The 26068-nt window shown below is 74.3% G+C and carries 3 protein-coding genes; all 3 read right to left on the minus strand.

Annotated elements, in window-relative coordinates; translation table 11 throughout:
* On the minus strand, positions 1 to 1491 hold a 1491-nt coding region (locus LN042_RS34190; RefSeq protein WP_230055346.1), incomplete at its 3' end, for a type I polyketide synthase.
* Between the two features lie 31 nt (positions 1492 to 1522).
* Positions 1523 to 18202 (minus strand): type I polyketide synthase, encoded by a 16680-nt coding sequence (locus tag LN042_RS34195; RefSeq protein ID WP_230055347.1) that lies wholly within the window; start codon positions 18200 to 18202, stop codon positions 1523 to 1525.
* A 41-nt stretch (positions 18203 to 18243) separates the two neighbouring features.
* The gene (locus LN042_RS34200) at positions 18244 to 25929 is read right to left on the minus strand and encodes a type I polyketide synthase (RefSeq protein WP_230055348.1); all 7686 of its coding nucleotides are present in this window, start codon (positions 25927 to 25929) and stop codon (positions 18244 to 18246) included.
* Positions 25930 to 26068: the final 139 nt, after the last annotated feature.

The following is a 26068-nucleotide window of genomic DNA, read 5'->3' on the forward strand; positions in this document are numbered from 1 at the left end:
CGCCAGCCCCTCAGCCGTGCGGCCCGACACCAGCCACGCACCCGCGCCCGACACCACCGGCGCCGCCTGAGGGACCTGAACGGCCTCGCCATCCTCGTCGGCGGGCGCCTCCTCCACGATGACGTGCGCGTTGGTGCCGCTCAGGCCGAACGAGGACACGCCCGCCCGGCGCGGACGCTCCCCGGCCGGCCACGGCACGGCCTCGGTCAGCAACTGCACGTCGCCGGCCGTCCAGTCCACGTGCGGCGAGGGCTCGTCCACGTGCAGGGTCTTCGGCAGCTGCTCGTGCTGCAGCGCCAGCACCATCTTGATCACACCGGCGACACCGGCCGCCTGCTGGGCGTGGCCGATGTTGGACTTCACCGAGCCGAGCAGCAGCGGCCGGCCCTCCGGCCGGTCCTGGCCGTACGTCGTCAGCAGTGCCTGCGCCTCGATCGGGTCACCCAGCGTCGTGCCCGTGCCGTGCGCCTCGACCGCGTCCACGTCCGCCGCCGACAGCTTGGCGCTGGCCAGCGCCGCCCGGATCACCCGCTGCTGCGACGGACCGTTCGGGGCGGTCAGACCGTTGGACGCACCGTCCTGGTTCACCGCCGAGCCGCGCACCACCGCGAGCACCTTGTGCCCGTTGCGCCGGGCGTCCGACAGCCGCTCGACGACGACCATGCCGGCGCCCTCGCCCATGCCCATGCCGTCCGCCGCGGCCGAGAACGCCTTGCAGCGCCCGTCCTCGGCCAGACCGCGCTGCCGGGAGAAGCCGACGAAGCCCATGGTGGTGGCCATGACCGTGACGCCGCCGGCCAGCGCCAGCGAGCACTCCCCGGCGCGCACCGCCTGGCAGGCCAGGTGCAGCGCCACCAGGGACGACGAGCACGCCGTGTCGACGGACACCGCCGGGCCCTGCAGTCCGAGCAGGTAGGAGATCCGACCGGACATCACACTGGCCGCACCGCCGGTCATGAGGTGCCAGTCGAGCCCCTCCATGTTCTGCAGGGTCTGGTGCGCGACGTAGTCGGAGGGGGCGACACCGACGAACACGCCGGTCTGCGAGCCCCGGAGGGAGGCCGGGTCGACCCCGGCCCGCTCCAGCGCCTCCCAGGACGTCTCCAGCAGCAGCCGCTGCTGCGGGTCCATCGCCAGCGCCTCACGTGGGCTGATCCCGAAGAACCCCGCGTCGAAGCTGGCCGCGTCCCGCAGGAATCCGCCCTCGACCACGTAGGAGGTGCCCTGGTGGTCCGGGTCGGGGTCGTAGACACCCTCGGTGTCCCAGCCCCGGTCCGTCGGGAAGCCGGAGATCGCGTCCCCGCCGGCGGCGAGCAACTCCCACAGTTCCTCGGGAGTCGTCACGCCACCGGGGTACCGGCAGCTCATGCCCACGATCGCCAGTGGCTCCGAGGCTGCCGCGACGAGCTGGCGGTTCCGCTGTCGTAGCCGCTCGGTCTCCTTCACGGAGGCACGCAGCGCTTCAAGGAGCTTGTCGGCCTGTCCGGTCATCGCTGCCTCCACGCATCGAGCATCATCAACATCACTCCGCCTCGCCGTCCAGGGCCAGACGGATCAGGCTGTCGGCGTCCAACGCGTCGATGTCCTCGACGTCTTCGCCCTGGTCGCCCATCAGGGCGTCGTCACGGACATCGGCGAGCCGCATCAGCGCCTCCATGAGCCCGGCGTCGCGGAACCTGGACAGCGGCACGGTTGCGAGCGCCTTCCGGAGTTTCTCCTCGGCGGCGTCCGTCTCGCCATGTTCAACCAGCTCCGGCAGCAGCTTCTCCTGCAGGAACGCGGCCAGTTCGGTGGGGTTGGGGTAGTCGAACACCAGCGTGGCCGGCAGTCGCAGTCCGGTCGCGGTGCTGAGGCGGTTGCGCAGTTCCACCGCGGTGAGGGAGTCGAAGCCCAGGTCGGTGAAGGCCCGGGTGGACTCGATCACCTCGGCGGAGGAGTGCCCCAGCACGGCGGCCACGTGGGACCGGACCAGGTCGGTGAGCAGTCGCATCCGCTCCGGCTCCGACTGCCCGGCCAGCTGCCGGTGCAGCGAGTCGGCGCCGGCGGTGCCCGAGGCGGCGTTGCGCCGTCCCGCCCCGCCGCCGACCAGGGCCCGCCACAGCGGCGGTACCTCGGCGCTGCGGGTGGCTTGCGATCGCAGCCCGGCCAGGTCCAGCTTGGCCGGCACCAGCACCGCCTCGTCCCTGGCCAGCGCCAGGTCGAGCAGCGCCAGGCCCTCGTCCGCGCTCAGTGCCGCGACACCGCCGCGGTTGATGCGGGCCCGCTCGGAGTCGCTCAGCCGCCCGGTCAGCGCACTGGCCTCGGCCCACATGCCCCAGGCCAGCGAGGTGCCGGCCAGTCCGGCCGCCCGGCGGTCGGCCGCCAGTGCGTCCAGGAACGCGTTGGCCGCGACGTAGTTGCCCTGGCCCGGGCTGGAGAAGGTCGCGGCAGCCGAGGAGAACAGGACGAAGTGCTCCAGGTCGAGGTCCTGGGTGAGCTCGTGCAGGTGCCAGGCGCCGTCGGCCTTGGGCCGCATCACGGTCGCCACCCGCTCCGGGTTCAACGATGCGATCGTCGCGTCGTCCAGGACACCGGCGGTGTGCACCACGGTCTGCAGCGGACACTCGGCCGGGATGCCCGCGAGCAGCGCGGCCAGCGCCTCGCGTTCCGCCGTGTCACAGGCGACGACATCGACCGACGCACCCGACTGCGCCAACTCTGCGGCCAGCACCGCGACTTCGGCGGCGGCCGGACCCGAACGGCTGGTCAGCACCAGCCCCTCGGCCCGCCCGGTGGCCACCAGATGCCTGGCCACCAGACCACCCAGCGTGCCCGTACCACCCGTCACCAGCGCCGAGCTACCGCCCTGGCGCGATGCGTGCGGACCGGCGGGAATCGTCAGCACCAGCTTGCCGGTGTGGCGGGCCTGCTGCATGAACCGGAACGCCTCCCGCGCCCGCCGCACGTCCCAGGCCCGCACCGGAAGCTTGGCCAACTCCCCGGCGGCCATCAGCTCCACGATCCGGCCGAGCATCGCGCCCAGCCGCTCAGGGCCGGCCTCACCCAGATTGAAGGGCCGGTACACCACCCCCGGATGCTCGACCGCCAGCGCATCGGCGTCCCGCAGATCGGTGCGGCCCATCTCGACGAACGCCCCACCACGCGGCAGCAGCCGCAAGGACGCGTCGATCAGCTCACCCGCCAGCGAGTTGACCACGATGTCGACACCCGCCCCGCCGGTGGCGGCGAGGAAATCAGCCTCGAAACCGGCACTGCGGGACGAGGAGATGTGCGCCTCGTCCAGGCCCATTGCGGCCAGCACCGGCCACTTCGCCGGACTCGCCGTCGCGAAGACCTCCAGACCCAGGTGCCGGGCGATCTGCACCGCCGCCATACCGACACCACCCGCGCCGGCGTGCACCAGCACCCGCTGTCCGGCCTTCGCCCCGGCCAGCTCGACCAGTGCGTACCAGGCCGTCATGAATGCGCTCGGGACGGATGCCGCCTCGGCGTAGGACCAGCCGGCCGGGATCCGGACCAGCTGCCGCGCATCGGTGACGGCGACCGGGCCGAACCCGCCGGCGGTGACGCCCATCACGCGGTCGCCGACCGCCAGTCCGGTCACCTCCGGGCCCAGTTCCAGCACCGTGCCGGCGACCTCACTGCCCATCACGCCGCCACCCGGGTACATCCCCAGGCCGATCAGCACGTCCCGGAAGTTCAGCCCGGCGACGCGAACCGCCACCCGGACCTGCCCGGCCTCCAGCTGGTCACCGGCTTGCGGCGCCGCCGCGAGGACAAGGCCGTCCAGCGAGCCACCGGCGTCCGGTTCCAGCCGCCACGGGCCGTCCGGCACCGCCAACTCGCCTGCCGGCCGCGTCAGTCGGCGTGCGTGGGCCGCGTTGCCGCGGATGGCTACCTCCGGCTCGCCGGCGGCCAGCGCCGTCGGCAGCACGGCCGTGGCCTGGTCACCGGTGGCGGGCAGGTCGACGAGGACCAACCGGCCGGGGTTCTCCGACTGCGCCGAACGCAGCAACCCCCACACCGCGGCAGCCGGCAGATCGGCCACACGCTCACCAGCCGAAGCCGCCACACCGCCACGAGTGACGACCACCAACCGGGCCGCCTCCAGGCGCTCTTCGGCCAACCAGTCCTGCACCAGGACCAGAGCCTCACCGGTCGCCCGGCGAGCACCCTCGGCCGGATCAGCACCCTCCGGGCCGCCGGCACAGACCAACACCAGGGCAGGCTCCAACTCCCCCGCCCCGACCGCGGCCGCAACCTCACCCAGACCGGCGAAGGAACGCACCGACACACCAGCCGCGCCCAACGCATCCACCAGCCCGAACCGGTCACCACCCACCAACGCCCACTCACCGACCGGGGCCTCGCCCCCGGCGATCGGAGCCCACTCCACGGTGAACAGCGCATCCGCCAAACCGGCACCCTGCGCCCCGAGTTGGTCGGCCGCCACCGCCCGGGTGATCAGCGAGGCCACCGACACCACCGGCTGACCCGCCGCATCCGCCGCCGTCAACGCCAGAGCGCCCTGCGCATCACGACGCAACCGCGCCCGCAGAACAGAAGCACCCGCCGCATGCAGCTCCACACCCGTCCAGGCGAACGGCAACCGCACCTGACCCGGCTCGCCCTCCTCACCCCCACCGACCAGGGCACTGGCGTGCAACACCCCGTCCAGCAACGCCGGATGCAGACCGAACGCCCCCGCCTCCTGCGCCACCGACTCCGGCAGCACCACCTCGGCGAACACCTCACCACCACGGCGCCACACCGCCCGCAACCCCTGGAACGCCGGACCGTACCCGTACGCCGCACCCGCACCGGCCTCGTACATCCCGGCGACGTCCACCGCCACGGCACCCTGCGGAGGCCACACCGCGAAGTCGTCCTCCGCCACCGCCACCTCACCGGCGGGAGCCACGAAACCACTCGCATGCTGCACCCACGCCTGCTGCGCATCAACGCGGGAGAACACCTCGACCGTCCGGCGCCCGTCCGCATCGGCATCCGCGACAACCACCTGCACCTGAACCCCGGAGCCGTCGGCGGGCAGCACCAGCGGCGCCTGGAGCGTCAGCTCCTCCAGCAGGCCGCAGCCCACCTGGTCACCAGCACGCACCGCCATCTCGACGAACCCGGTGCCCGGCAGCAGCACCACACCACCCACCGCGTGATCGGCCAACCAGGGATGCGTCCGCAGCGACAACCGACCCGTGCACACCAGCCCCGTACCACCGGCCAGTTCAACCGCCGCACCCAGCAGCGGATGACCCACCGCACCCAGACCCAGCGACACCGCATCCCCACCAAGAGCCGGCGCAGCCGCACGCGGCCAGAACCGCTCATGCTGGAAGGCATAGGTCGGCAACTCGACCCGCTCGCCGACGGGCAGCACGGCCTCCCAATCCACCGACGCGCCACTGACGAAGGCCTCGGCCAGCGACATGAGCAGGCGCTGGGCACCTCCGTCGTCTCGGCGCAGCGTGCCGCAGACAGCGGCCGGCAGCGATGCGGAGTCCAGCGCGGTGTCCTCAAGGGTGTCGTTCATCGCGCCCATCAGCACCGGGTGCGGGGTGACCTCCACGAAGAGCTGGTGACCCTGACCGGCAAGCGTGCGGACCGCGCGGTCGAAGTGGACGGTGGCCCGCAGACTGGCGTACCAGTACGCGGCGTCCAACTCCTCACCAGTCAGCGTCTGGCCGGTCATCGCGGACACCATCGGCACCCGACCACGACGCGGAACGATCCCCGACAGGACCGAGGCGATCTCCTCCTCCAACCGGTCCACCTGGGCGGAGTGCGAGGCGTAGTCCACCGCGACCATCCGGGCGCGCACACCCTCCGCCTCGAACTCGGCCTTCAGCTCCTCCAACGCGTCCGGCTCACCCGAAACCACCACCGCCGCCGGCCCGTTGACCGCCGCCAAGGCGAGCCGCTCGCCGAACCGGGCGATCCGCTCCTCCACCACAGCGGCCGACCGGCTCACCGACAGCATCCCGCCCAGCCCCGCAAGGACCTTCAACGACTGCGAGCGCAGCGCCACCACCCGCGCGCCGTCATCCAGGGACAGCATCCCGGCCACCGTCGCCGCCGCGATCTCCCCCTGCGAATGACCCACCACCGCATCCGGCACCACACCGGCGGCCTCCCACACCGCCGCCAAAGACACCATCACCGCCCACAACGCCGGCTGCACCACATCCGCCGCCTCCAGCGCGGGCGCACCCTCCGCCCCCGCCAGCACATCACCCAACGACCAGTCCACATACGGCGCCAGCGCCGCCTCGCACTCCGCCAGCCGGGCCGCGAACACCGGGCTCACCCCAGCCAACTCCCGGCCCATACCCAGCCACTGCGACCCCTGGCCCGCGAACGCGAACACCACCCGCGCACCCGGCCGCGCCACCCCCGACACCACCGAACCCGACGGCACCCCAGCCGCCAAACACTGCAGCCCGGACACCAACTCCCCACGCTCACCGCCGACCACCACCGCCCGGTGCTCGAACACCGACCGCGTCGACGCCAACGACCACCCCACATCCACCGGCGCCAACTCCGGCCGCGCCGACACCCAGTCGTACAGCCGACCCGCCTGCGCGGTCAGCCCCTCAGCCGACCGACCCGACACCAACCAGGCCCCGACCGCACCGGTTTCGACCACCTTGGTGACATCGTCCCGCCCGTCGTCCCCGGACTCGCCGGACACGCCGGACACGCCGGACACGCAGGGCTCGCCGGGCTCGCCGGATTCGGCGGTCGCGGGGGCTTCCTCCAGGATGACGTGCGCGTTGGTGCCGCTCAGGCCGAACGAGGACACACCCGCCCGGCGCACCCGGCCGTTGGCCGGCCACGGCACCGCCTCCGTCAGCAGCTCCACCTCACCGGCGGACCAGTCGACGTGCGGCGACGGCACCTCGGCGTGCAGCGTCCTCGGCAACTGCTCGTGCTGCAGCGCCAACACCATCTTGATCACACCGGCCACACCGGCGGCCGCCTGGGTGTGCCCGATGTTGGACTTCACCGACCCCAGCCGCAACGGCCCGTTGTCGCTGCGCTCCTGACCGTACGTCGCCAGCAGCGCCTGCGCCTCGATCGGGTCGCCCAACTTGGTGCCCGTGCCGTGTGCCTCGACCACGTCCACGTCGGCGGCCGTCAGTCCGGCGTTCGCCAGCGCCGCCCGGATCACCCGCTGCTGCGAGGGGCCGTTCGGGGCGGTCAGACCGTTGGACGCGCCGTCCTGGTTGGTCGCACTGCCACGCAGTACCGCGAGCACCTTGTGTCCGTTGCGCTGCGCGTCCGACAGGCGCTCCACCACGAGCACGCCCGCACCCTCGGCGAAGCCCATCCCGTCCGCCTCGGCCGAGAAGGCCTTGCAGCGGCCGTCCGCCGCCAGTCCGCTCTGCTCGCTGAAGCCGACGAAACCCTCGGGGCTCACCAGGATGGTGACACCACCGGCCAGGGCCATCGAGCACTCGCCCGAGCGCAGCGCCTGCGCGGCCATGTGCATCGCCACCAGGGACGACGAGCACGCCGTGTCCACCGTCACCGCGGGCCCTTCCAGGCCCATCGCATAGGACACCCGGCCGGACAGCACGCTCGTCGCGTTGCCGGTGATGAGGTGGGCCATGCCTTCGATGTCCGCGCCGTAGCCGTAGCCGGAGGTGTAGCCGCCGATGAAGACGCCGGTCGCGCTGCCGCGCAGCGACTCGGGGTCGATGCCGACCCGCTCCACCGCCTCCCAGGACAGCTCCAGCAGCAGCCGCTGCTGCGGGTCCATGGCCAGTGCCTCGCGCGGGCTGATCCCGAAGAAGCCGGCGTCGAACCCGCTGATGTCCTGGACGAAGCCGCCCGATGTGACGTACGAGGAGCTGCCGAGGGCCTCCAGGTCCCAGCCGCGGTCGTCCGGGAAGCCGGAGATCCCGTCGCCGCCGGAGGCCAGCAGCGCCCACAGTCCGTCGGGGTCGACCACGCCACCGGGGTAGCGGCAGGCCATGCCGACGATGGCGATCGGCTCGTCGGCGGCGATGGTGGCGGGCACGGCCGTCGGCGCGTCGGCGCTGTCCGGCACGGCCCCCAGCAGTTCCGCCTCCAGGTAGTCGGCCAGTGCGGCCGTGGTGGGGTAGTCGAACAGCAGGGTCGCGGGCAGCCGCAGGTCCGTGGCGGAGCCGAGGTCGTTGCGCAGTTCCACCGCGGTCAGGGAGTCGAAGCCGAGTTCGCTGAAGGCCCGGTTGATCTCGACCGTGTCGGACGACGGGTAGCCGAGCACGTGCGCGGCCTTGGCCTGGACGAGTTCGACCAGCGCCCGGCGCTGCTCGGCCCGGCTCATGCCGGTCAGCCGGCGCACCAGGTCCTGCTCGACGGGGGCGGCCGGGACCTCGGCCACCATCGCGGCCAGCCGGTGGATCTCCGGCAGGTCGCGCATCAGGGGGACCTGCAGCAGGCTCACCGCCGACTGCGGCGCCGCGAGGATGACGGACCAGTCGATGTTCGTCACCGTCAGCACGGTGTCGCGGCTGTCCAGTGCCTCGCCCAGGGCCCGGACCGCCAGCTCCGGGTCCATCACGCCTTCCCACTGGTTGCGGGCGAGCCGCTGCCGGGCCGCCTCGGAGCCCTGCGCGACACCGGCCGCCCACGGGCCCCAGGCCACGGCGAGCGCGGCCAGGCCGCGGCTGCGCCGGTGCTCGGCTACGGCGTCCAGGTAGGCGTTCGCGGCACCGTAGTTGGCCTGGCCCGGGCCGCCCGTGGTGGCGACCACGGAGGAGAACAGGACGAAGGCGTCCAGGTCCAGGTCGGCGGTCAGTTCGTCCAGGTGGGCCGCGCCTGCGGCCTTGGCCGCGAGCACCGACTCCAGCCGGGCTGCCGAGAGGCCGTCGATCACACCGTCGTCCAGCACTGCCGCGGTGTGCACCACCGTGCCCAGTGCGGGGCCGCTCGTGGCGATCCGGTCCAGCAGGCCGGCCAGCTGCGAGCGGTCGGCCGCGTCGCAGGCCATCACGTCCACGCCGGTGCCCCGGGCGGCCAGTTCGGCCGCCTGCGCGGCGACACCGGCGGTGCCGGCGCCGGACCGGCTGGTCAGCACCAGGCGCTCCACGCCGCGTCCGGCGAGCCAGCGCGCCACGTACCCGCCGAGCGCACCGGTGCCACCGGTGATCAGTGCGGTTCCGTTCGTCGGCCGCCAGGCCTCGGTCGCCGACGGCTGGGGGGCGTGGGTCAGCCTGCGGCCCACGATCCCGGCCGGCCGGAGCGCGGCCTGGTTCTCGTCGCAGCCGGCCAGCACGGTGACCAGCTGCGAGCCGGTCCGCTCGTCCAGGACGGGCGGCAGGTCGATCAACCCGCCCCAGCGGTCGGGGTATTCGAGGCCGACGACGCGGCCGAAGCCCCAGATCTGCGACTGCAGCGGGCTGGTCAGCACCTCGCTCGGGGCGGTGGCGACGGCGCCACGGGTGAGGATCCACAGCGGTGCGACGACCTCGGCGTCACCGAGGGCCTGCACCAGGCCGAGGGTGGCGGCCAGGCCCACGGTCACCACCGGGTGGGCGGCCAGGCGCGACTCGTCGGTCGCGAGCAGGGAGAGCACGCCGGACACCTCGGTGGCGCCCTGCTGCGCCTCGCCGATCAGTGCGGCGATCTCGGTGCGGTCGACGGTCGCGGCCGGGATCTCGACGAACACGACCTCGGCCCCGCGGGAGGACAGCGCCGCCACGCAGCCCTGCGCCGCCTCTCCGTCGATCTCGCCGGCGGGAAGCACCACCAGCCACCGGCCGGACAGGCGGGCGAAGCCGGCGGGCTCGGTCGCCGGTGACCAGGTCACGCGGTAGCGCCAGCCGTCGGTCACCGAGCGGTCCCGCTCACGGCGCCGCCAGGACGCCAACGCGGGCAGCACGGCGCTGAGTTGTTCCTGGTCCTCGATCGAGAGCGTGTCCGCGATCCGGGACAGGTCGCCGCCCTCGACGGCGGCCCAGAACCGGGCCTCCGCCTCGGTACTCGCACCGTCGCCGCCCGGCAGGGGCGCGGGAACGTCGGCGGCCTGCAGCCAGTACCGCTGGTGTTCGAAGGCGTAGGTCGGCAGTTCCACCTGGTCGGCGGCGGGCAGCACGGCCTTCCAGTCCACCGGCAGACCACCGACATGAGCCTGCGCGAACGCCGTCACCAGACGCGCGGCACCCGCGTTGTCACGCTCCACCGTGCCCACGCTCAACACGTCGGCACCGGCGTCCTCGGCGGTCTCGGTGACGGCGGCGGTCAGCACCGGATGCGTGGACACCTCCACGAACGCGCCATAGCCGGCACCCAGGAGCGTGCGCACGGCCTCCTCGAAACGAACCATCCGCCGCAAGTTCGCATACCAGTAACCGGCATCCACCTCACCACCGGACAACCACTCACCCGTCACCGTGGAGATCATCGGTACCCGGCCCGCCCGCGGCGCGATCCCGGCCAACTCCTCGGCCAGCACCGCCTCCAACGGCTCCACCGCCGGCGAGTGCGCCACGAAGTCGGTCGCCGGGATCCGCCAGCGCAGCACCTTGCGCGCCGCCAACTCCCGCTCGAACTCCGACAACGCCTCCGGCTCACCCGAAACCACCACCGCCGCAGGGCCGTTGACCGCGGCCACCGACAGCCGCTCGCCCCAACCCTCGACGATCTCCCGCACGGCGGGGGACGGCATCACCACGGAAACCATCGAGCCCTGGATGGACAGGCTCGACAGCGCCCTGGCCCGGACCGCCACCACCCGGGCGGCGTCCTCCAGGGAGAGCATCCCCGCCACCGTGGCCGCCGCGATCTCACCCTGCGAGTGACCGACGACCGCATCCGGCACCACACCCGCGGCCTCCCACACCGCCGCCAGCGACACCATCAGCGCCCACAGCACCGGCTGCACCACATCCGCCGAATCCAGCCCAGGAGCCCCCGGCACACCGGCGATGACGTCACCCAGCGACCACGGCACATGCGGCGCCAACGCCCGCTCACACTCCGCCAGCCGCGCCGCGAACACCGGACTCGACCGCACCAACTCCCGGCCCATACCGACCCACTGCGCACCCTGACCCGCGAACACGAACGCCGTCCGCCCACCGGAACGCGCGACCCCCGACACCACCGAACCCGAACGCGACCCGTCAACCACACCACCCAGCCCCGACAGCAGCGCCTCACGGTCACCACCGACCACCACGGCCCGGTGCTCGAACACCGACCGCGTCGCCGCCAACGACCACGCCACATCCCCCGACGCCAACTCCGGCCGCGCCACCACCCACTCCCGCAACCGGCCCGCCTGCGCCACCAACCCCTCAGCCGAACGCGCCGACACCAACCACGCCGCCGGCGCCCCCTCCACCACCACGGGAGCAACAGCAGCCGCATCGACCGGCTCGTCCACGCCCTCCGCCGCTGCGGGGTCCCCGGTCGGGGCCTCCTCCAGGATGACGTGCACATTGGTGCCGCTCATGCCGAACCCGGACACCCCGGCCCGGCGCACGTGCTCGCCGCTGGGCCAGGCCACCGGCTCGGTCAGCAGCCGCACCTCGCCCGCCGACCAGTCCACGTGCGGGGTCGGCTCGTCGACGTGCAGGGTCTGCGGCAGCTGCTCGTGCTGCAGCGCCAGCACCATCTTCATCACACCGGCCACACCGGCGGCCGCCTGGGTGTGGCCGATGTTGGACTTCACCGAGCCCAGCCACAGCGGCCGGCCCTCCGGCCGCTCCTGACCGTAGGTCGCGATCAGCGCCTGGGCCTCGATCGGGTCGCCCAGCGTGGTCGCCGAACCGTGCGCCTCCACCACGTCCACGTCGGCGGGCGACACCTGGGCGCTGGCCAGCGCCGCGCGAATCACCCGCTGCTGCGACGGGCCGTTGGGGGCGGTCAGGCCGTTGGACGCACCGTCCTGGTTGACGGCCGAACCCCGGATCACCGCGAGCACCTTGTGCCCGTTGCGCCGGGCGTCCGAGAGCCGCTCCAGCACGAGCATGCCCGCGCCCTCGGCGAAGCCGGAGCCGTCCGCCGCCGCGGCGAAGGACTTGCAGTGCCCGTCCAGTGAGATGCCGCCCGCCTTGGCGAAGGCCACGAAGACGCCGGGGGTGGCGGTGACCGTGGCGCCGCCGGCGAGGGCGAGCGAGCACTCCCCCAGCCGGAGCGCCTGGCAGGCCATGTGCAGGGCCACCAGGGACGACGAGCACGCCGTGTCCACCGTCACCGCCGGCCCTTCCAGGCCGAAGGTGTAGGACAGCCGGCCGGAGAGCACGCTGGTCGCGTTCCCGGTCACCAGGTGTGCCTCGACGACCTCCGTGCCGTCCAGCGGCACCTCGGTCGCGTACCGGGAGCTGTAGCCGCCGACGAAGGCGCCGGTCTGGCTGCCGCGCAGGGAGGCCGGGTCGATGCCGGCCCGCTCGAACGCCTCCCAGGAGGTCTCCAGCAGCAGCCGCTGCTGCGGGTCCATCGCCAGCGCCTCGCGCGGGCTGATCCCGAAGAAGCCGGCGTCGAAGGCGCTGGCGTCCGCGACGAAGCCACCTGCCTGCGTGTACGCCGAGCCCTCCGGGTCGGAGTCCGGGTAGAGGCTCTCCAGGTCCCAGCCGCGGTCCCGGGGGAACGGGCCGATCGCGTCCGCCCCCGAGGCCAGCAGTTGCCACAGCTCCTCCGGGCTGGCCGCGCCGCCCGGGAACCGGCAGGCCATGCCGACGATCGCGATCGGCTCGTCCGCCGCGCCCGTGGCCACGGGTGCGGCGGGTGCCGCGACGGCGGGCAGGTCGCCGGCCAGCTCGGCGCGCAGCAGCGCGGCGAGCGCGGTCGGGGTGGGGTAGTCGAATACCAGCGTCGCGGGCAGCCGCAGGCCGGTCTCCGCGTTCAGGCGGTTGCGCAGCTCGACGGCGGTCAGCGAGTCGAAGCCGACGTCCGTGAACGGCCGGCCCGCGTCGATCGCGTCCGCCGAGGCGTGCCCCAGGGTGGCGGCGACGTGGGCGAGGACGAGGTCCAGCAGCACCCGGTCGCGCTCGGCACCGGGGACGGCCGCGAGCCGCCGCCGCAGCGCGTCGGCGTCCGTGTCGGTGGCGGCCGAGACGGCCGTGCGGCGGACGGACACGCCGGCCAGCGTGCGCCACAGCGGCGGCACGTCCGTGCTGCCCGAGGCCTGCGCGCGCAGCGACGCCACGTCGAGGCGGGCGGGCATCAGCACCGCCTCGTCCCGGCCCAGCGCCACGTCCAGGACGACCAGGCCGTCCTCGGCGCCGAGCGGCACGAAGCCCCGGTCGATGCGCGACAGCGAGGTCTGGTTCAGGTTCCGGCCGATGCCGGATTCGTGCATCCAGGGACCGAGCTGCAGTGACATGCCGGCGAGGCCCGCGGCCCGGCGGTAGCCCGCCAGGGCGTCCAGGAAGGAGTTGGCGGCGACGTAGCTGCCCTGGCCGGCGGCGCCGAAGGTCGACGCCGCGGACGAGAACAGCACGAAGTGCTCCAGGTCCAGGCCCTGGGTGAGTTCGTGCAGGTGCCAGGCCGCGTCGACCTTCGGCCGCATGACCGCCGCCAGCCGTTCCGGCGTCAGCGACGCGATCACGCCGTCGTCGACGACGCCCGCGGAGTGGATGACGGAACCCAGCGGGCAGTCGGCCGGAATCCGGTCCAGCACCGCGGCCAGCGCGTCCCGGTCGGCCGCGTCGCACGCGACGACCCGGACCCAGACGCCCAGCTCCGCCAGCTCGGCCGCGATCGCGGCCGCCCCGGCGGCCCCCGGGCCCGAACGGCTGGTCAGCACCACGCCGCCGGCCCGTCCGGTCGCCGCCAGGTGCCCGGCCACCAGCGCGCCCAGCGTTCCCGTGCCGCCCGTCACCAGCAGCGTACGGGCCGCCGGATCGGCCTTGGTCTCGGCCGGCCAGACGACCGGCACCAGTTCGCCGGCGGGGCGGATCAGCCGTCGCCCGTACGCGACCGGTCCGCGGAGCGCCAGTTCGGGCTCGTCCGCGCCGATCACCGCGGGCAGCAGGGCGAGCCCGCCGTCGGCGTCGGCGTCGGCGGCGGACAGGTCCACCAGCACCAGCCGGTTCGGGTTCTCCGCCTGCGCCGACCGCAGCAGGCCCCGGACACCGGCTCCCGCCAGGTCCGTCACCGCCTCGCCGGCGACCGCGTCGACCGCACCACGGGTGACGACCACCAGCCGCACGGTGTCCAGGCGCGGCTGCGCCAGCCACTCCTGCACCAGTCGCAGCGCCGCGGAGCCGGCCCGCCGGACCGCGCCCGGCACGTCGGTGCCCGCGTCCTCGTCCCCGCCGAGCAGGGCGTCGGCGCACAGCAGCACCGTGCCCGGGCCGCCGTCGCCCGCCTCGGCGACGGCAGCGGCCAGCTCGGCGATGTCGGCGAAGGCGCGCACCTGCACGCCCGCGGCGCCCAGCCCGTCGACCAGGCCGAAGCGGTCGGCGCCGAGCAGCGCCCACTCCCCGGCCGGAACGTCAACCGGGGCCACCGGGGTCCAGTCCTGGACGAACAGCGAATCAGTCAACTCATTGTGGCTGGACCGGAGTTGGTCCATCGATACCAGTCGCTTCACCAGCGAGCCCACCGTCACCACCGGAGCGCCGGTGGCGTCCGCAGCGGTCAGCGACAGACCGCCCTGCGCGTCCTGGCGCAGCCGCACGCGCAGCACCGAGGCGCCACCGGCGTGCAGTTCGACGCCGGTCCAGGCGAACGGCATCGGCACCTGGCCCGGCTCGGCTCGGACGACCGGCTCCGCCAGCACCGAGGCGTGCAGCGCCGCATCGAGCAGCGCCGGGTGCAGACCGAACGCGCCCGCCTCCTGCGCCACCTCCTCCGGCAGCGCCACCTCGGCGAAGACGTCCTCACCGCGCAGCCAGGCGGCCCGCAGGCCGTGGAAGGCGGGGCCGTACACCTCCGCGAGGTGCACCGGGTACAGGTCCGTGACGTCCACCGGCGCGGCGCCCTGCGGCGGCCACACCGCGAAGTCCTCGTCGGCCTTCCCGGCCGTCAGGGCGGGGGCGACCACGCCCCCGGCGTGCAGGACCCACGCCTGCGGCGCGGCCGGGTCCTCGGGGCGGGAGAACACCTCGACCCGGCGGCGGCCCTCCGCGTCGGGGGCGGCCACGACCACCTGGAGCTGGACGCCGCTGCCGTCGGCGGGCAGCACCAGCGGCGCGTGCAGCGTCAGCTCCTCCAGGAGGCCGCAGCCCACCTGGTCGCCGGCGCGCACCGCCAGCTCCACGAAGCCGGTGCCGGGCAGCAGCACGACTCCGCCGACCGCGTGGTCGGCCAGCCATGCGTGCGTGCGCAGCGACAGCCGGCCCATGCACACCAGGCCGGCCCCGCCGGCCAGTTCGACCGCCGCACCCAGCAGCGGGTGGCCGACGGCGCCCAGGCCCAGCGACATCGGGTCGCCGCTGCCGGACCGGGACGAACGCAGTTCGCCCAGCGTCCCCTTGGGCCAGAACCGCTGGTGCTGGAAGGCGTAGGTCGGCAGGTCCACGCGCTCGCCGGCCGGGAGCACGGCCGTCCAGTCGACGGCGGCACCGGCGACGAACGCCTCGGCCAGCGAGGTGGTCAGCCGGATCGCGCCGCCGTCGTCGCGGCGCAGCGTGCCGCAGACGGCGGCGGGTACGGCGCCGGGGCCGGCCGCCTGGGTGGCCTCCTCCAGCGACTCGGTCATCGCACCCAGCAACACCGGGTGCGGGGAGACCTCGACGAACACCCGGTGGCCCTGACCGGCCAAGGTGCGCACCGCGCGGTCGAAGTGGACGGTGGCCCGCAGACTGGCGTACCAGTAGGCGGCGTCCAACTCCTCACCGGTCAGCGTCTGGCCGGTCATCGCCGACACCATCGGCACCCGTCCCTGGCGCGGCGTCACATCCGCCAGTACGGAGGTGATCTCCTGCTCCAGGCGCTCGACCTGGGCGGAGTGCGAGGCGTAGTCCACCGCGACCATCCGGGCGCGCACACCCTCGGCCTCGAACTCGGCCTTCAACTCCTCCAACGCGTCCGGCTCACCCGAAACCACCACCGCCGCCGGCCCGTTGACCGCCGCCAAAGCGAGCCGCTCACCGAACCGGGCGATCCGCTCCTCCACCACGGCAGCCGACCGGCTCACCGACAGCATCCCGCCCAGCCCCGCAAGGACCTTCAGCGACTGCGAGCGCAGCGCCACCACCCGCGCGCCGTCCTCCAGGGACAGCATCCCGGCCACCGTCGCCGCCGCGATCTCTCCCTGCGAGTGACCGACCACCGCCTCGGGGGCCACACCGGCGGCCTCCCATACCGCCGCCAAAGACACCATCACCGCCCACAGCGCCGGCTGCACCACATCCGCCGCCTCCAGCGCGGGCGCACCCGCCACCCCCGCCAGCACATCGTCCAACGACCAGTCCAGGTACGGCTCCAGGGCCTGCGCACACTCGGCCAGCCGGGCCGCGAACACCGGGCTGAGCTGCGCCAACTCTTGGCCCATGCCCAGCCACTGCGAACCCTGGCCCGGGAAGACGAACACCGGGCGCGCATCGGTCCGGGCCACGCCGGAGACGATGGCGCCGCTGGGTGCGCCTGCGGCCAGGCTCTCCAGACCGGCCAGCAGCTCGGCGCGGTCACCGCCCACGACGACGGCCCGGTGCTCGAAGCTCGCGCGGGTGGTCGCCAGCGACCACGCCACGTCCTGCGGCCGCACCTCCGGTCGCCCAGCCGCCCAGTCGCGCAGCCGGCCGGCCTGCGCCGACAGTCCCTCCGCCGAACGCCCCGACACCAGCCACGCGCCGGCGCCCGACACGACCGGAGGGGCGCTCTCCTCCGTCGTCTCGGGCGCGCCGTCCTCGGCGGGCGCCTCCTCCAGGATGAGGTGGGCGTTGGTGCCGCTGCCGCCGAACGACGACACACCCGCGCGGCGCACCCGCTCACCGGCCGGCCACGGGACGGGCTCGGTCAGCAGCTCCACCTCGCCGGCGGACCAGTCGACGTGCGGCGTGGGCTGCTTGACGTGCAGGGTCTTCGGCAGCTGCTCGTTCCGCAGCGCCATCACCATCTTGATCACACCGGCCACGCCGGAGGCCGCCTGGGTGTGTCCGAGGTTGGACTTCACCGAGCCCAGCCACAGCGGCTGGTCGCCGCCGCGCTCCTGACCGTAGGTGGCGAGCAGCGCCTGCGCCTCGATCGGGTCGCCCAGCTTGGTGCCGGTGCCGTGTGCCTCCACGGCGTCGATGTCGGCGGCGGACAGCCGGGAGTTCTCCAGCGCGGCGCGGATCACCCGCTGCTGGGACGGGCCGTTGGGCGCGGTCAGGCCATTGGACGCGCCGTCCTGGTTGATCGCGGAGCCGCGGATCACCGCGAGCACCTGGTGCCCGTTGCGGCGCGCGTCGGACAGCTTCTCCACGACGAGCATGCCGGTGCCCTCGGCCCAGCCCGTGCCGTTGGCGTCCTCCGAGAACGCGCGGCAGCGGCCGTCCACCGACAGCCCCTGCTGCCGGGAGAACTCGACGAACATGCCCGGCTGCGCCAGGACGGTCACACCGCCGGCGAGCGCCATCGAGCACTCCCCGGCGCGGATCGCCTGGCAGGCGAGGTGCAGGGCCACCAACGAGGACGAGCAGGCGGTGTCGACCGTGACGGCGGGGCCCTCCAGGCCCATCACGTAGGAGATGCGGCCCGAGAGCACGGCCGTCAGGTTGCCGGTCATCATGTGACCTTCCAGCCCGGCCGTGCCCCCCTCCGCCAGCTCCAGGTTCACCAGGTAGTTCGAGGTGAAACCGCCGACGAAAACACCGGTCTTGCTGCCCTTCAGCGTTCCGGCGTCGATTCCCGCCCGTTCCAGGGCCTCCCAGGCGACCTCGAGGAGCAGCCGCTGCTGCGGGTCCATGGCGACCGCCTCGCGCGGGCTGATGCCGAAGAACGCGGCGTCGAATCCGCTCGCGTCCTTCACGAAGGCCCCGGACTGGGTGTACGAGCGGCCGGACTTCTCCGGGTCCGGGTCGTAGATGCTCTCCAAGTCCCAGCCGCGGTCGGTGGGGAAGTCGCCGACCGCGTCGCACCCGGCCGCCAGCAACTCCCAGAGGTCCTCCGGGGTCTCCACGTTGCCCGGGTAGCGGCACGCCATGCCGACGATCGCCAGTGGCTCGTACTCGCCGGCCTCGAGCTTGTGCAGGCGCTTGCGCGTCTCCTGGAGCTCGGCCGCAGTCTTCTTGAGGTAGTCGAAGAGTTTCTCTTGGTTATCCACAGTGACCCCTTACCAAAATGCCGTCAATTAGCGCGAAGTAACTAGTTGGACAGACCAAGTTCCTTGTCGAGAAACTCAAACACCTGGTCGGGTGTCGCCGACTCGAGTTCGACCCCGTCACTGCCGGACTCCGCTTCGCCCTGCTTTTCGATCCACTTCGACAGAATGCTCTGCAGCCGCCTCGTGATCCGCTCGCTCGTTTCCTGGTCGGGTGCCGAACCCGACAGGCTGGATTCGAGCCGGTCGAGGTCGTCGAGCACCGGCACCGAAGCCGTCTCGTCCGGGGCGAGTTCGGTGCGCAGCCAGGCGGCCACCGCCACCGGGGTGGGGTAGTCGAAAATCAACGTAGCGGGCACCCGCAGTCCGGTCGCAGTGTTCAACCGGTTGCGGATCTCCACCGCCGTCAGGGAGTCGAACCCGAGCTCCTTGAAGGCCTGCTGGGCCTGCACGCCGTCCGCCGACGCGTGGCCCAGGACGACGGCCGCCTCGGCCCGCACCAGGTCCGTCAGCACCCGCTCCTGCTCGGCGCGGTCCATGCCCGCCAGCCGGCGGCTCAGCTCCCCCTCAGCGGGGGCGGCCGACTCGGCGGACGCGGCGCCCGCGGTGGCGAGCCGGCGGACCTCCGGCAGGTCACGGACCAGCGGCGCCTTCGGCAGGTCCACCGCGGTCTGCGCCAGTACGGCCCAGTCGACGTCCATCACCGTCACCACGGCGTCGGGGCCCCGCAGCGACTCGCCCAGTGCCCGGACCGCCAACTGCGGGTCCATCGCCGACATCGGGAGCTTCTTCATCCGCTCCCGGATCGCGTCCTTGGACTCCGCCAGGCCGCCACCGCCCCACTGGCCCCAGGCCACGGACAGACCGGCCAGCCCGCGGGCCCGCCGCTGCTCGGCCAGGGCGTCGAGGTAGGAGTTCGCCGCCGCGTAGTTGCCCTGCCCGGCGGAGCCGAGGGTCGACGCCGCGGAGGAGAACAGCACGAACGCGTCCAGGTCCAGATCGGCCGTCAGCTCGTCGAGGTAGCCGGCGCTCGCCGCCTTGGCCGCCAGCACCGTCTCCAGCCGCGCCGGGGTGAGGCGGTCGACGACACCGTCGTCCAGGACGGCGGCGGTGTGCATCACCGAGGACAGCGCGGGGCCGCTGTCACCGATCCAGGCCACCAGCCCGGCCACGGCCGGGCGGTCGCTCACGTCGCAGGAGACGACGTCCACCCGGGTGCCCCGGGCGGCCAGGTCGGCGGCCGTCGCGGCGATCCCGGCGGCCGCCGGACCGGAACGGCCCGTCAGCACCACGCGTTGGGCGTCGCCGTCGGCCAGCCAGCGGGCCACGTGCCCGGCGATCGCGCCGGTGCCGCCGGTGATCAGCACGGTGCCGCGCGGCGTCCAGCGGCCCTCGCCGCCCCGTGCCTCGGCGGCCCGGCTCATCCGGCGGCCCAGCATCCCGGCCGGCCGGATGGCGACCTGGTCCTCGCCGCAGCCGGCCAGCACCGCGACCAGCCGAGCGCCGGCCCGGTCGTCCAGCACCTCGGGCAGGTCGATCAACCCGCCCCAGCGGTCCGGGTGTTCCAGGCCGACGACCCGGCCCAGACCCCACACCTGCGCCTGCACCGGGCTGGTCGGCACCTCACCGGGCGCGACCGAGACCGCGCCGCGGGTGGCCGGCCACAGCGGCGCCTCGATCCCGGCGTCGCCGAGCGCCTGGATCAGGGCCAGGGTGGCGGCCAACCCGCCGGCCACCACCGGGTGGTCCGGCAGCGGCGTCTCGTCCAGTGACAGCAGCGACAGCACACCGGACACGCCGGCCGGCTCCGCGCCCGCGTCCCGGAGCGCCCGCGTGAGCAGGGCGGCCAGCGCGTCGCGGTCGGTCGTCCCGGCCGGCACCTCCACCACCGCGACGTCGGCACCGCGGATGCCCAGCGCGACCGCGCAGCCCTGCGCGAGATCGCCTCCGGCCGACTCGGCGGGGACCGCGACGAGCCACGTGCCGGACAGCGCGCGGGGGTCGGGGTCGGCCACCGGTGCCCAGCCCATCCGGTACCGCCAGCTCGCGGTCGTCGACCGCTCCAGGTCACGGCGCCGCCAGGTGGTCAGCGCGGGCAGCAGCTCGCCGAGTTGGCGCTGCTGGTCGCCCTCCACCGCCAGCGTGTCCGCCAGCTCCTCCAGGTCGCCGCCTTCGACGGCGGCCCAGAACGCCGCCTCGGCCGCCGTGCCGGAGCCGTCCCGGCCGCCGGCCGTGGAGCCGGCCGCCGTCGCCGACGGGACCTTCGGCCAGAAGCGGTCGTGTCGGAAGGCGTAGGTCGGCAGGTCGACCCGCTCGCCGGCCGGGAGTACGGCCGTCCAGTCGACGGCGGCACCGGCGACGAACGCCTCGGCCAGCGAGGTGGTCAGCCGGATCGCGCCGCCGTCGTCGCGGCGCAGCGTGCCGCAGACGGCGGCGGGCACGGCGCCGGGGCCGGCCGCCTGGGTGGCCTCCTCCAGCGACTCGGTCATCGCACCCAGCAGCACCGGGTGCGGGGAGACCTCGACGAACACCCGGTGGCCCTGACCGGCCAAGGTGCGCACCGCGCGGTCGAAGTGGACGGTGGCCCGCAGACTGGCGTACCAGTACGCGGCGTCCAACTCCTCACCGGTCAGCGTCTGGCCGGTCATCGCCGACACCATCGGCACCCGTCCCTGGCGCGGCGTCACATTCGCGAGTACGGAGGTGATCTCCTGCTCCAGGCGCTCGACCTGGGCGGAGTGCGAGGCGTAGTCCACCGCGACCATCCGGGCGCGCACGCCCTCGGCCTCGAACTCGGCCTTCAACTCCTCCAGCGCGTCCGGCTCGCCCGAAACCACCACCGCGGCCGGGCCGTTGACCGCCGCCAAGGCGAGCCGCTCGCCGAACCGGGCGATCCGCTCCTCCACCACGGCGGCCGACCGGCTCACCGACAGCATGCCGCCCAGCCCCGCAAGGACCTTCAGCGACTTCGAGCGCAGCGCCACCACCCGGGCGCCGTCCTCGACGCTGAGCATCCCGGCCACCGTCGCCGCCGCGATCTCACCCTGCGAGTGACCGATCGCCGCCTCGGGGGCCACACCGGCGGCCTCCCACACCGCCGCCAAAGACACCATCACCGCCCACAGCGCCGGCTGCACCACATCCGCCGCCTCCAGCGCGGGCGCACCCTCCGCCCCCGCCAGCACATCGTCCAACGACCAGTCCAGGTACGGCTCCAGGGCCTGCGCACACTCGGCCAGCCGGGCCGCGAACACCGGGCTCACCGCAGCCAACTCCCGGCCCATGCCCAGCCATTGCGAACCCTGGCCCGGGAAGACGAACACCGGGCGCGCATCGGTCCGGGCCACGCCGGAGACGATGGCGCCGCTGGGTGCGCCTGCGGCCAGGCTCTCCAGACCGGCCAGCAGCTCGGCGCGGTCACCGCCCACGACGACGGCCCGGTGCTCGAACAGGGACCGGGTCGCCACCAGGGACCAGGCCAGGTCGGCCGGTTCGGCCTCCGGCCGGGCGGCCACCCACTCGCGCAGCCGGCCCGCCTGGCCCGACAGCGCCGTGGCGGACCGCCCCGACAGCACCCACGCGCCGGCACCCGACAGCACCGGCTCGGTGGCCGTGGCCCCAGGCTCGGCGGGCTCCTCGGCCGGGGCCTCCTCCAGGATGACGTGCGCGTTGGTGCCGCTCATCCCGAACGAGGACACGCCCGCCCGGCGCGGGCGCCCGTTCGCCGGCCACGGCACCGCCTCGGTGAGCAGCCGCGAGTGCCCGGCCGACCAGTCGATGTGCGGCGACGGCTCGTCGACGTGCAGCGTCGGCGGCAGTTCCTCGTGCTGCAGCGCCAGCACCATCTTCATCACGCCGGCCACACCGGCGGCCGCCTGGGTGTGCCCGATGTTGGACTTCACCGAGCCGAGCAGGATCGGCCGGTCCGCGGGCCGGTCCTGGCCGTAGGTGGCGAGCAGCGCCTGCGCCTCGATCGGGTCGCCCAGCTTGGTGCCCGTGCCGTGCGCCTCCACCGCGTCGACGTCGGCGGCCGACAGTCCGGCCCCGGCCAGCGCGGCCCGGATCACCCGCTGCTGGGACGGGCCGTTGGGTGCCGTCAGGCCGTTGGACGCGCCGTCCTGGTTGACGGCGGAGCCGCGCACCACCGCGAGCACCGGGTGCCCGTTGCGGCGGGCGTCCGACAGGCGCTCCAGCACCAGCATGCCGACGCCCTCGGCCATGCCCATGCCGTCGGCGGACGCGGCGAACGCCTTGGAGCGCCCGTCCACCGCCAGACCGCGTGCCTGCGAGAAGGCGATGAACCCGTCCGGGGCCGCCGTGATGGTGATGCCGCCGGCGAGCGCGAGCGAGCACTCCCCCGCCCTCACCGACTGGCAGGCCATGTGCAGCGCCACCAGCGACGAGGAGCACGCCGTGTCCATCGTCACGGCGGGTCCCTCCAGGCCGAGGGTGTACGACAGTCGGCCCGACAGCACGCTGGTCGCGTTCCCGGTCATCACATGGCTGTCGATGCCCTCGAACTCCGAGTCGCCGTCGAGGCTCATCGCGGCGTACCCCGAGCTGTAGCCGCCGACGAAGGCGCCGGTCTGGCTGCCGCGCAGGGAGGCCGGGTCGATGCCGGCCCGCTCGAACGCCTCCCAGGAGGTCTCCAGCAGCAGCCGCTGCTGCGGGTCCATCGCCAGTGCCTCGCGCGGGCTGATCCCGAAGAACGCCGGGTCGAATCCGCTGACGTCCCGCAGGAAACCGCCCTCCCGGGTGTAGGAGGTGCCCGCGTGCTCGGTGTCCGGGTCGTACAGCGCGTCGAGGTCCCAGCCGCGGTCCTGCGGGAACGGGCCGATCGCGTCCCGTCCGGCGGCCAGCAGGTCCCACAGCTCCTCCGGGCCGGTCACGCCGCCCGGGAACCGGCAGGCCATGCCGACGATCGCGACCGGCTCGTCCGCCGGCCCGGCGGACGGCCGGACCGGGCCGGCCGCGGCGGGCAGGTCGCCCGCCAACTCGCCCCGCAGCAGCACGGCCAGGGCCACGGGGGTGGGGTAGTCGAAGACCAGCGTGGCCGGCAGCCGCAGCCCCGTCTCGGTCCGCAGCCGGTTGCGCAACTCCACCGCGGTGAGCGAGTCGAAGCCCAGGTCGGTGAAGGCCCGGGTGGGTTCGACCGCCTCGGCGGAGGCGTGTCCGAGCACCGCCGCCACGTGCGCCCGCACCAGGTCCAGCAGCACCCGGTCGCGCTCCTGGCCGGCCAGTCCGGCCAGCCGGCGGCGCAGCGCCTCCGCGGCGTCGGCGCCGGTGGCGGCCTGGGCTGCGGCCACCCGCCGGACCCGGCCGCCGGCCAGCGTCCGCCACAGCGGCGGGACGTCACCGCTGCGGGCGGCCCGCGCCCGCAGGTCCGCCAGGTCCAGCCGGGCGGGCACCAGGACGGCCTCGCCACGGGCCATCGCCTCGTCCATCACGGCCAGGCCCTCGTCCGCGCCCAGGGCCGCGACCCCGGACCGGCTGATCCGGGTCAGCAGGCGCTCGCCCAGATCCCGGCCGATGCCCGCCTCGTGCACCCACGGGCCCCAGGCCAGCGACAGGCCTGCCAGACCGGCGGCCCGCCGGTGGCCGGCGAGCGCGTCGAGGAAGGAGTTGGCGGCGACGTAGTTGCCCTGGCCCGGCGCGCCGAAGATCGCGGCCGCCGAGGAGAACAGGACGAAGTGCTCCAGGTCGAGGTCCCGGGTGAGTTCGTGCAGGTGCCACGCGGCGTCGACCTTCGGCCGCATGACCGCCGCCAGCCGGTCGGCGGTCATGGTGCCGATCACGCCGTCGTCGATGATCCCGGCGGCATGGAAGACGGAGCCGAGCGGGCAGTCGCCCGGGATCGTCGCCAGGAGCGCGGCCAGCGCGTCCCGGTCGGCCGCGTCGCACGCCACGGTCCTGACCCAGGCGCCCAGTTGTGCCAGCTCGGCGGCCAGCCCCGCCACCTCGGCGGCGGCCGGGCCGGAACGGCTGGTCAGCACCACGCCGTGGGCCCGTCCGGTCACCACCAGGTGTCGGGCCACCAGGCCGCCCAGGGTGCCCGTGCCACCGGTCACCAGGAGCGTCCGCCGACCGTCGGCGAGCGGGCCCGCAGGCCGTTCAACCGCTGTTCCAGCACCGGACGGACGGTTGAGCCGCCGTCCGAACGCGGCCTCGCCGCGCAGGGCCAGCTCGGGCTCACCGGCGGCGAGAACCGCCGGGAGAACGGCGATCTGCCCGCCCGTGCCGGTGGCGGGCAGGTCGACGAGGACCAGCCGGCCGGGGTTCTCCGACTGCGCCGAGCGCAGCAGGCCCCGGGCCGCGGCAGCCGCCAGATCGACCACGGCCTCGCCTTCGGCGGCGGCCACGGCGCCCTGGGTCACGACCACCAACCGGGCGGCCTCCAGGCGCTGTTCGTCCAGCCACTGCTGGGCCAGGGCCAGCGCGTCGGCGGCGAGCCGGCGGGCGGTCTCCGGGACCGCCTCGGCCACCGCCGGCGTCCCGGACGGCGCAGGGGCCGTACCGACGCAGACCAACACCACGTCAAGCGGGGCCTCGCCCGCTTCCGCGGCCGCGGCAGCCTCGGCCAGGTCGGCGAACGAGCGGACCGGCACTCCGGCGGCCGCCAGCCCCTCGGCCACGCCGAACCGGTCGGCGCCGATCAGCGCCCAGTCACCGGCCGTGCCGGCGGCCTCGGCCACCGGGGCCCACTCCTCGACGAACAGCGCATCAGGCACCGTGCTTTCGGCGGCCCGCAGTTGAGCGACCGACACCGGACGGCTGACCAGCGACTCCACCGACACCACCAGCGCACCGGCCGGATCGACGGCCGTCAGTGCCAGCCCACCCCGGGCATCCCGCCGCAGCCGGGCGCGCAGCACGGACGCGCCGCCGGCGTGCAGTTCAACACCGGTCCACGCGAACGGCATCCGGACCTCGTCCGGCTCGCCGTCCGCGTCGGCCAGCGGCGTGCCCTCCAGCAGTGCGGCGTGCAGAGCCGCGTCGAGCAGTGCCGGGTGCAGACCGAACGCACCCGCGTCCCGTGCCACCGACTCCGGGAGGGCCACCTCGGCGAACACGTCGTCACCGCGGCGCCAGGCGGCGCGCAGGCCGTGGAACGCCGGACCGTACACGTCGGCGAGCCGGACGGCGTACACCTCGTCGACATCGAGCGCGGTCGCGCCCTCCGGCGGCCAGACCGCCAGTTCCTCCGGTGCCCGCCCGTCCAGCGGGGTCGGGGCGACCACCCCGCTCGCGTGCTGCACCCACGCCTGGCGCAGGTCGGACGCATCGGGGCGGGAGAACACCTCGACCGTCCGGCGCCCGTCCGCATCGGCATCCGCGACGACGACCTGCACCTGAACCCCGGAGCCGTCGGCGGGCAGCACCAGCGGCGCCTGGAGCGTCAGCTCCTCCAGCAGGCCGCAGCCCACCTGGTCACCCGCACGCACCGCCATCTCGACGAACCCGGTGCCCGGCAGCAGCACCACACCACCCACCGCGTGATCGGCCAACCAGGGATGCGTCCGCAGCGACAACCGACCCGTGCACACCAGCCCGGTGCCACCGGCCAGTTCAACCGCCGCCCCCAGCAGCGGATGACCCACCGCACCCAGACCCAGCGAGGCCGCGTCCTGACCGGCGCCCGCCAGCGTCAGCGGCAGCATTCCCTGCGGCCAGTAGCGCTCGTGCTGGAAGGCGTAGGTCGGCAGCTCGACCCGCTCGCCTGCGGGCAGCACGGCCGTCCAGTCGACGGCAGCACCGGCGACGAAGGCCTCGGCCAGCGAGGTGACCAGCCGGTCCGTACCGCCCTCATCACGGCGTAGCGTGCCGCAGACGGCGGCCCCGAGCGCGCCCGGGCCGGCCGCCTGGGCGACC

Source organism: Kitasatospora humi (genome assembly GCF_020907985.1).
GTDB lineage: Bacteria > Actinomycetota > Actinomycetes > Streptomycetales > Streptomycetaceae > Kitasatospora > Kitasatospora humi.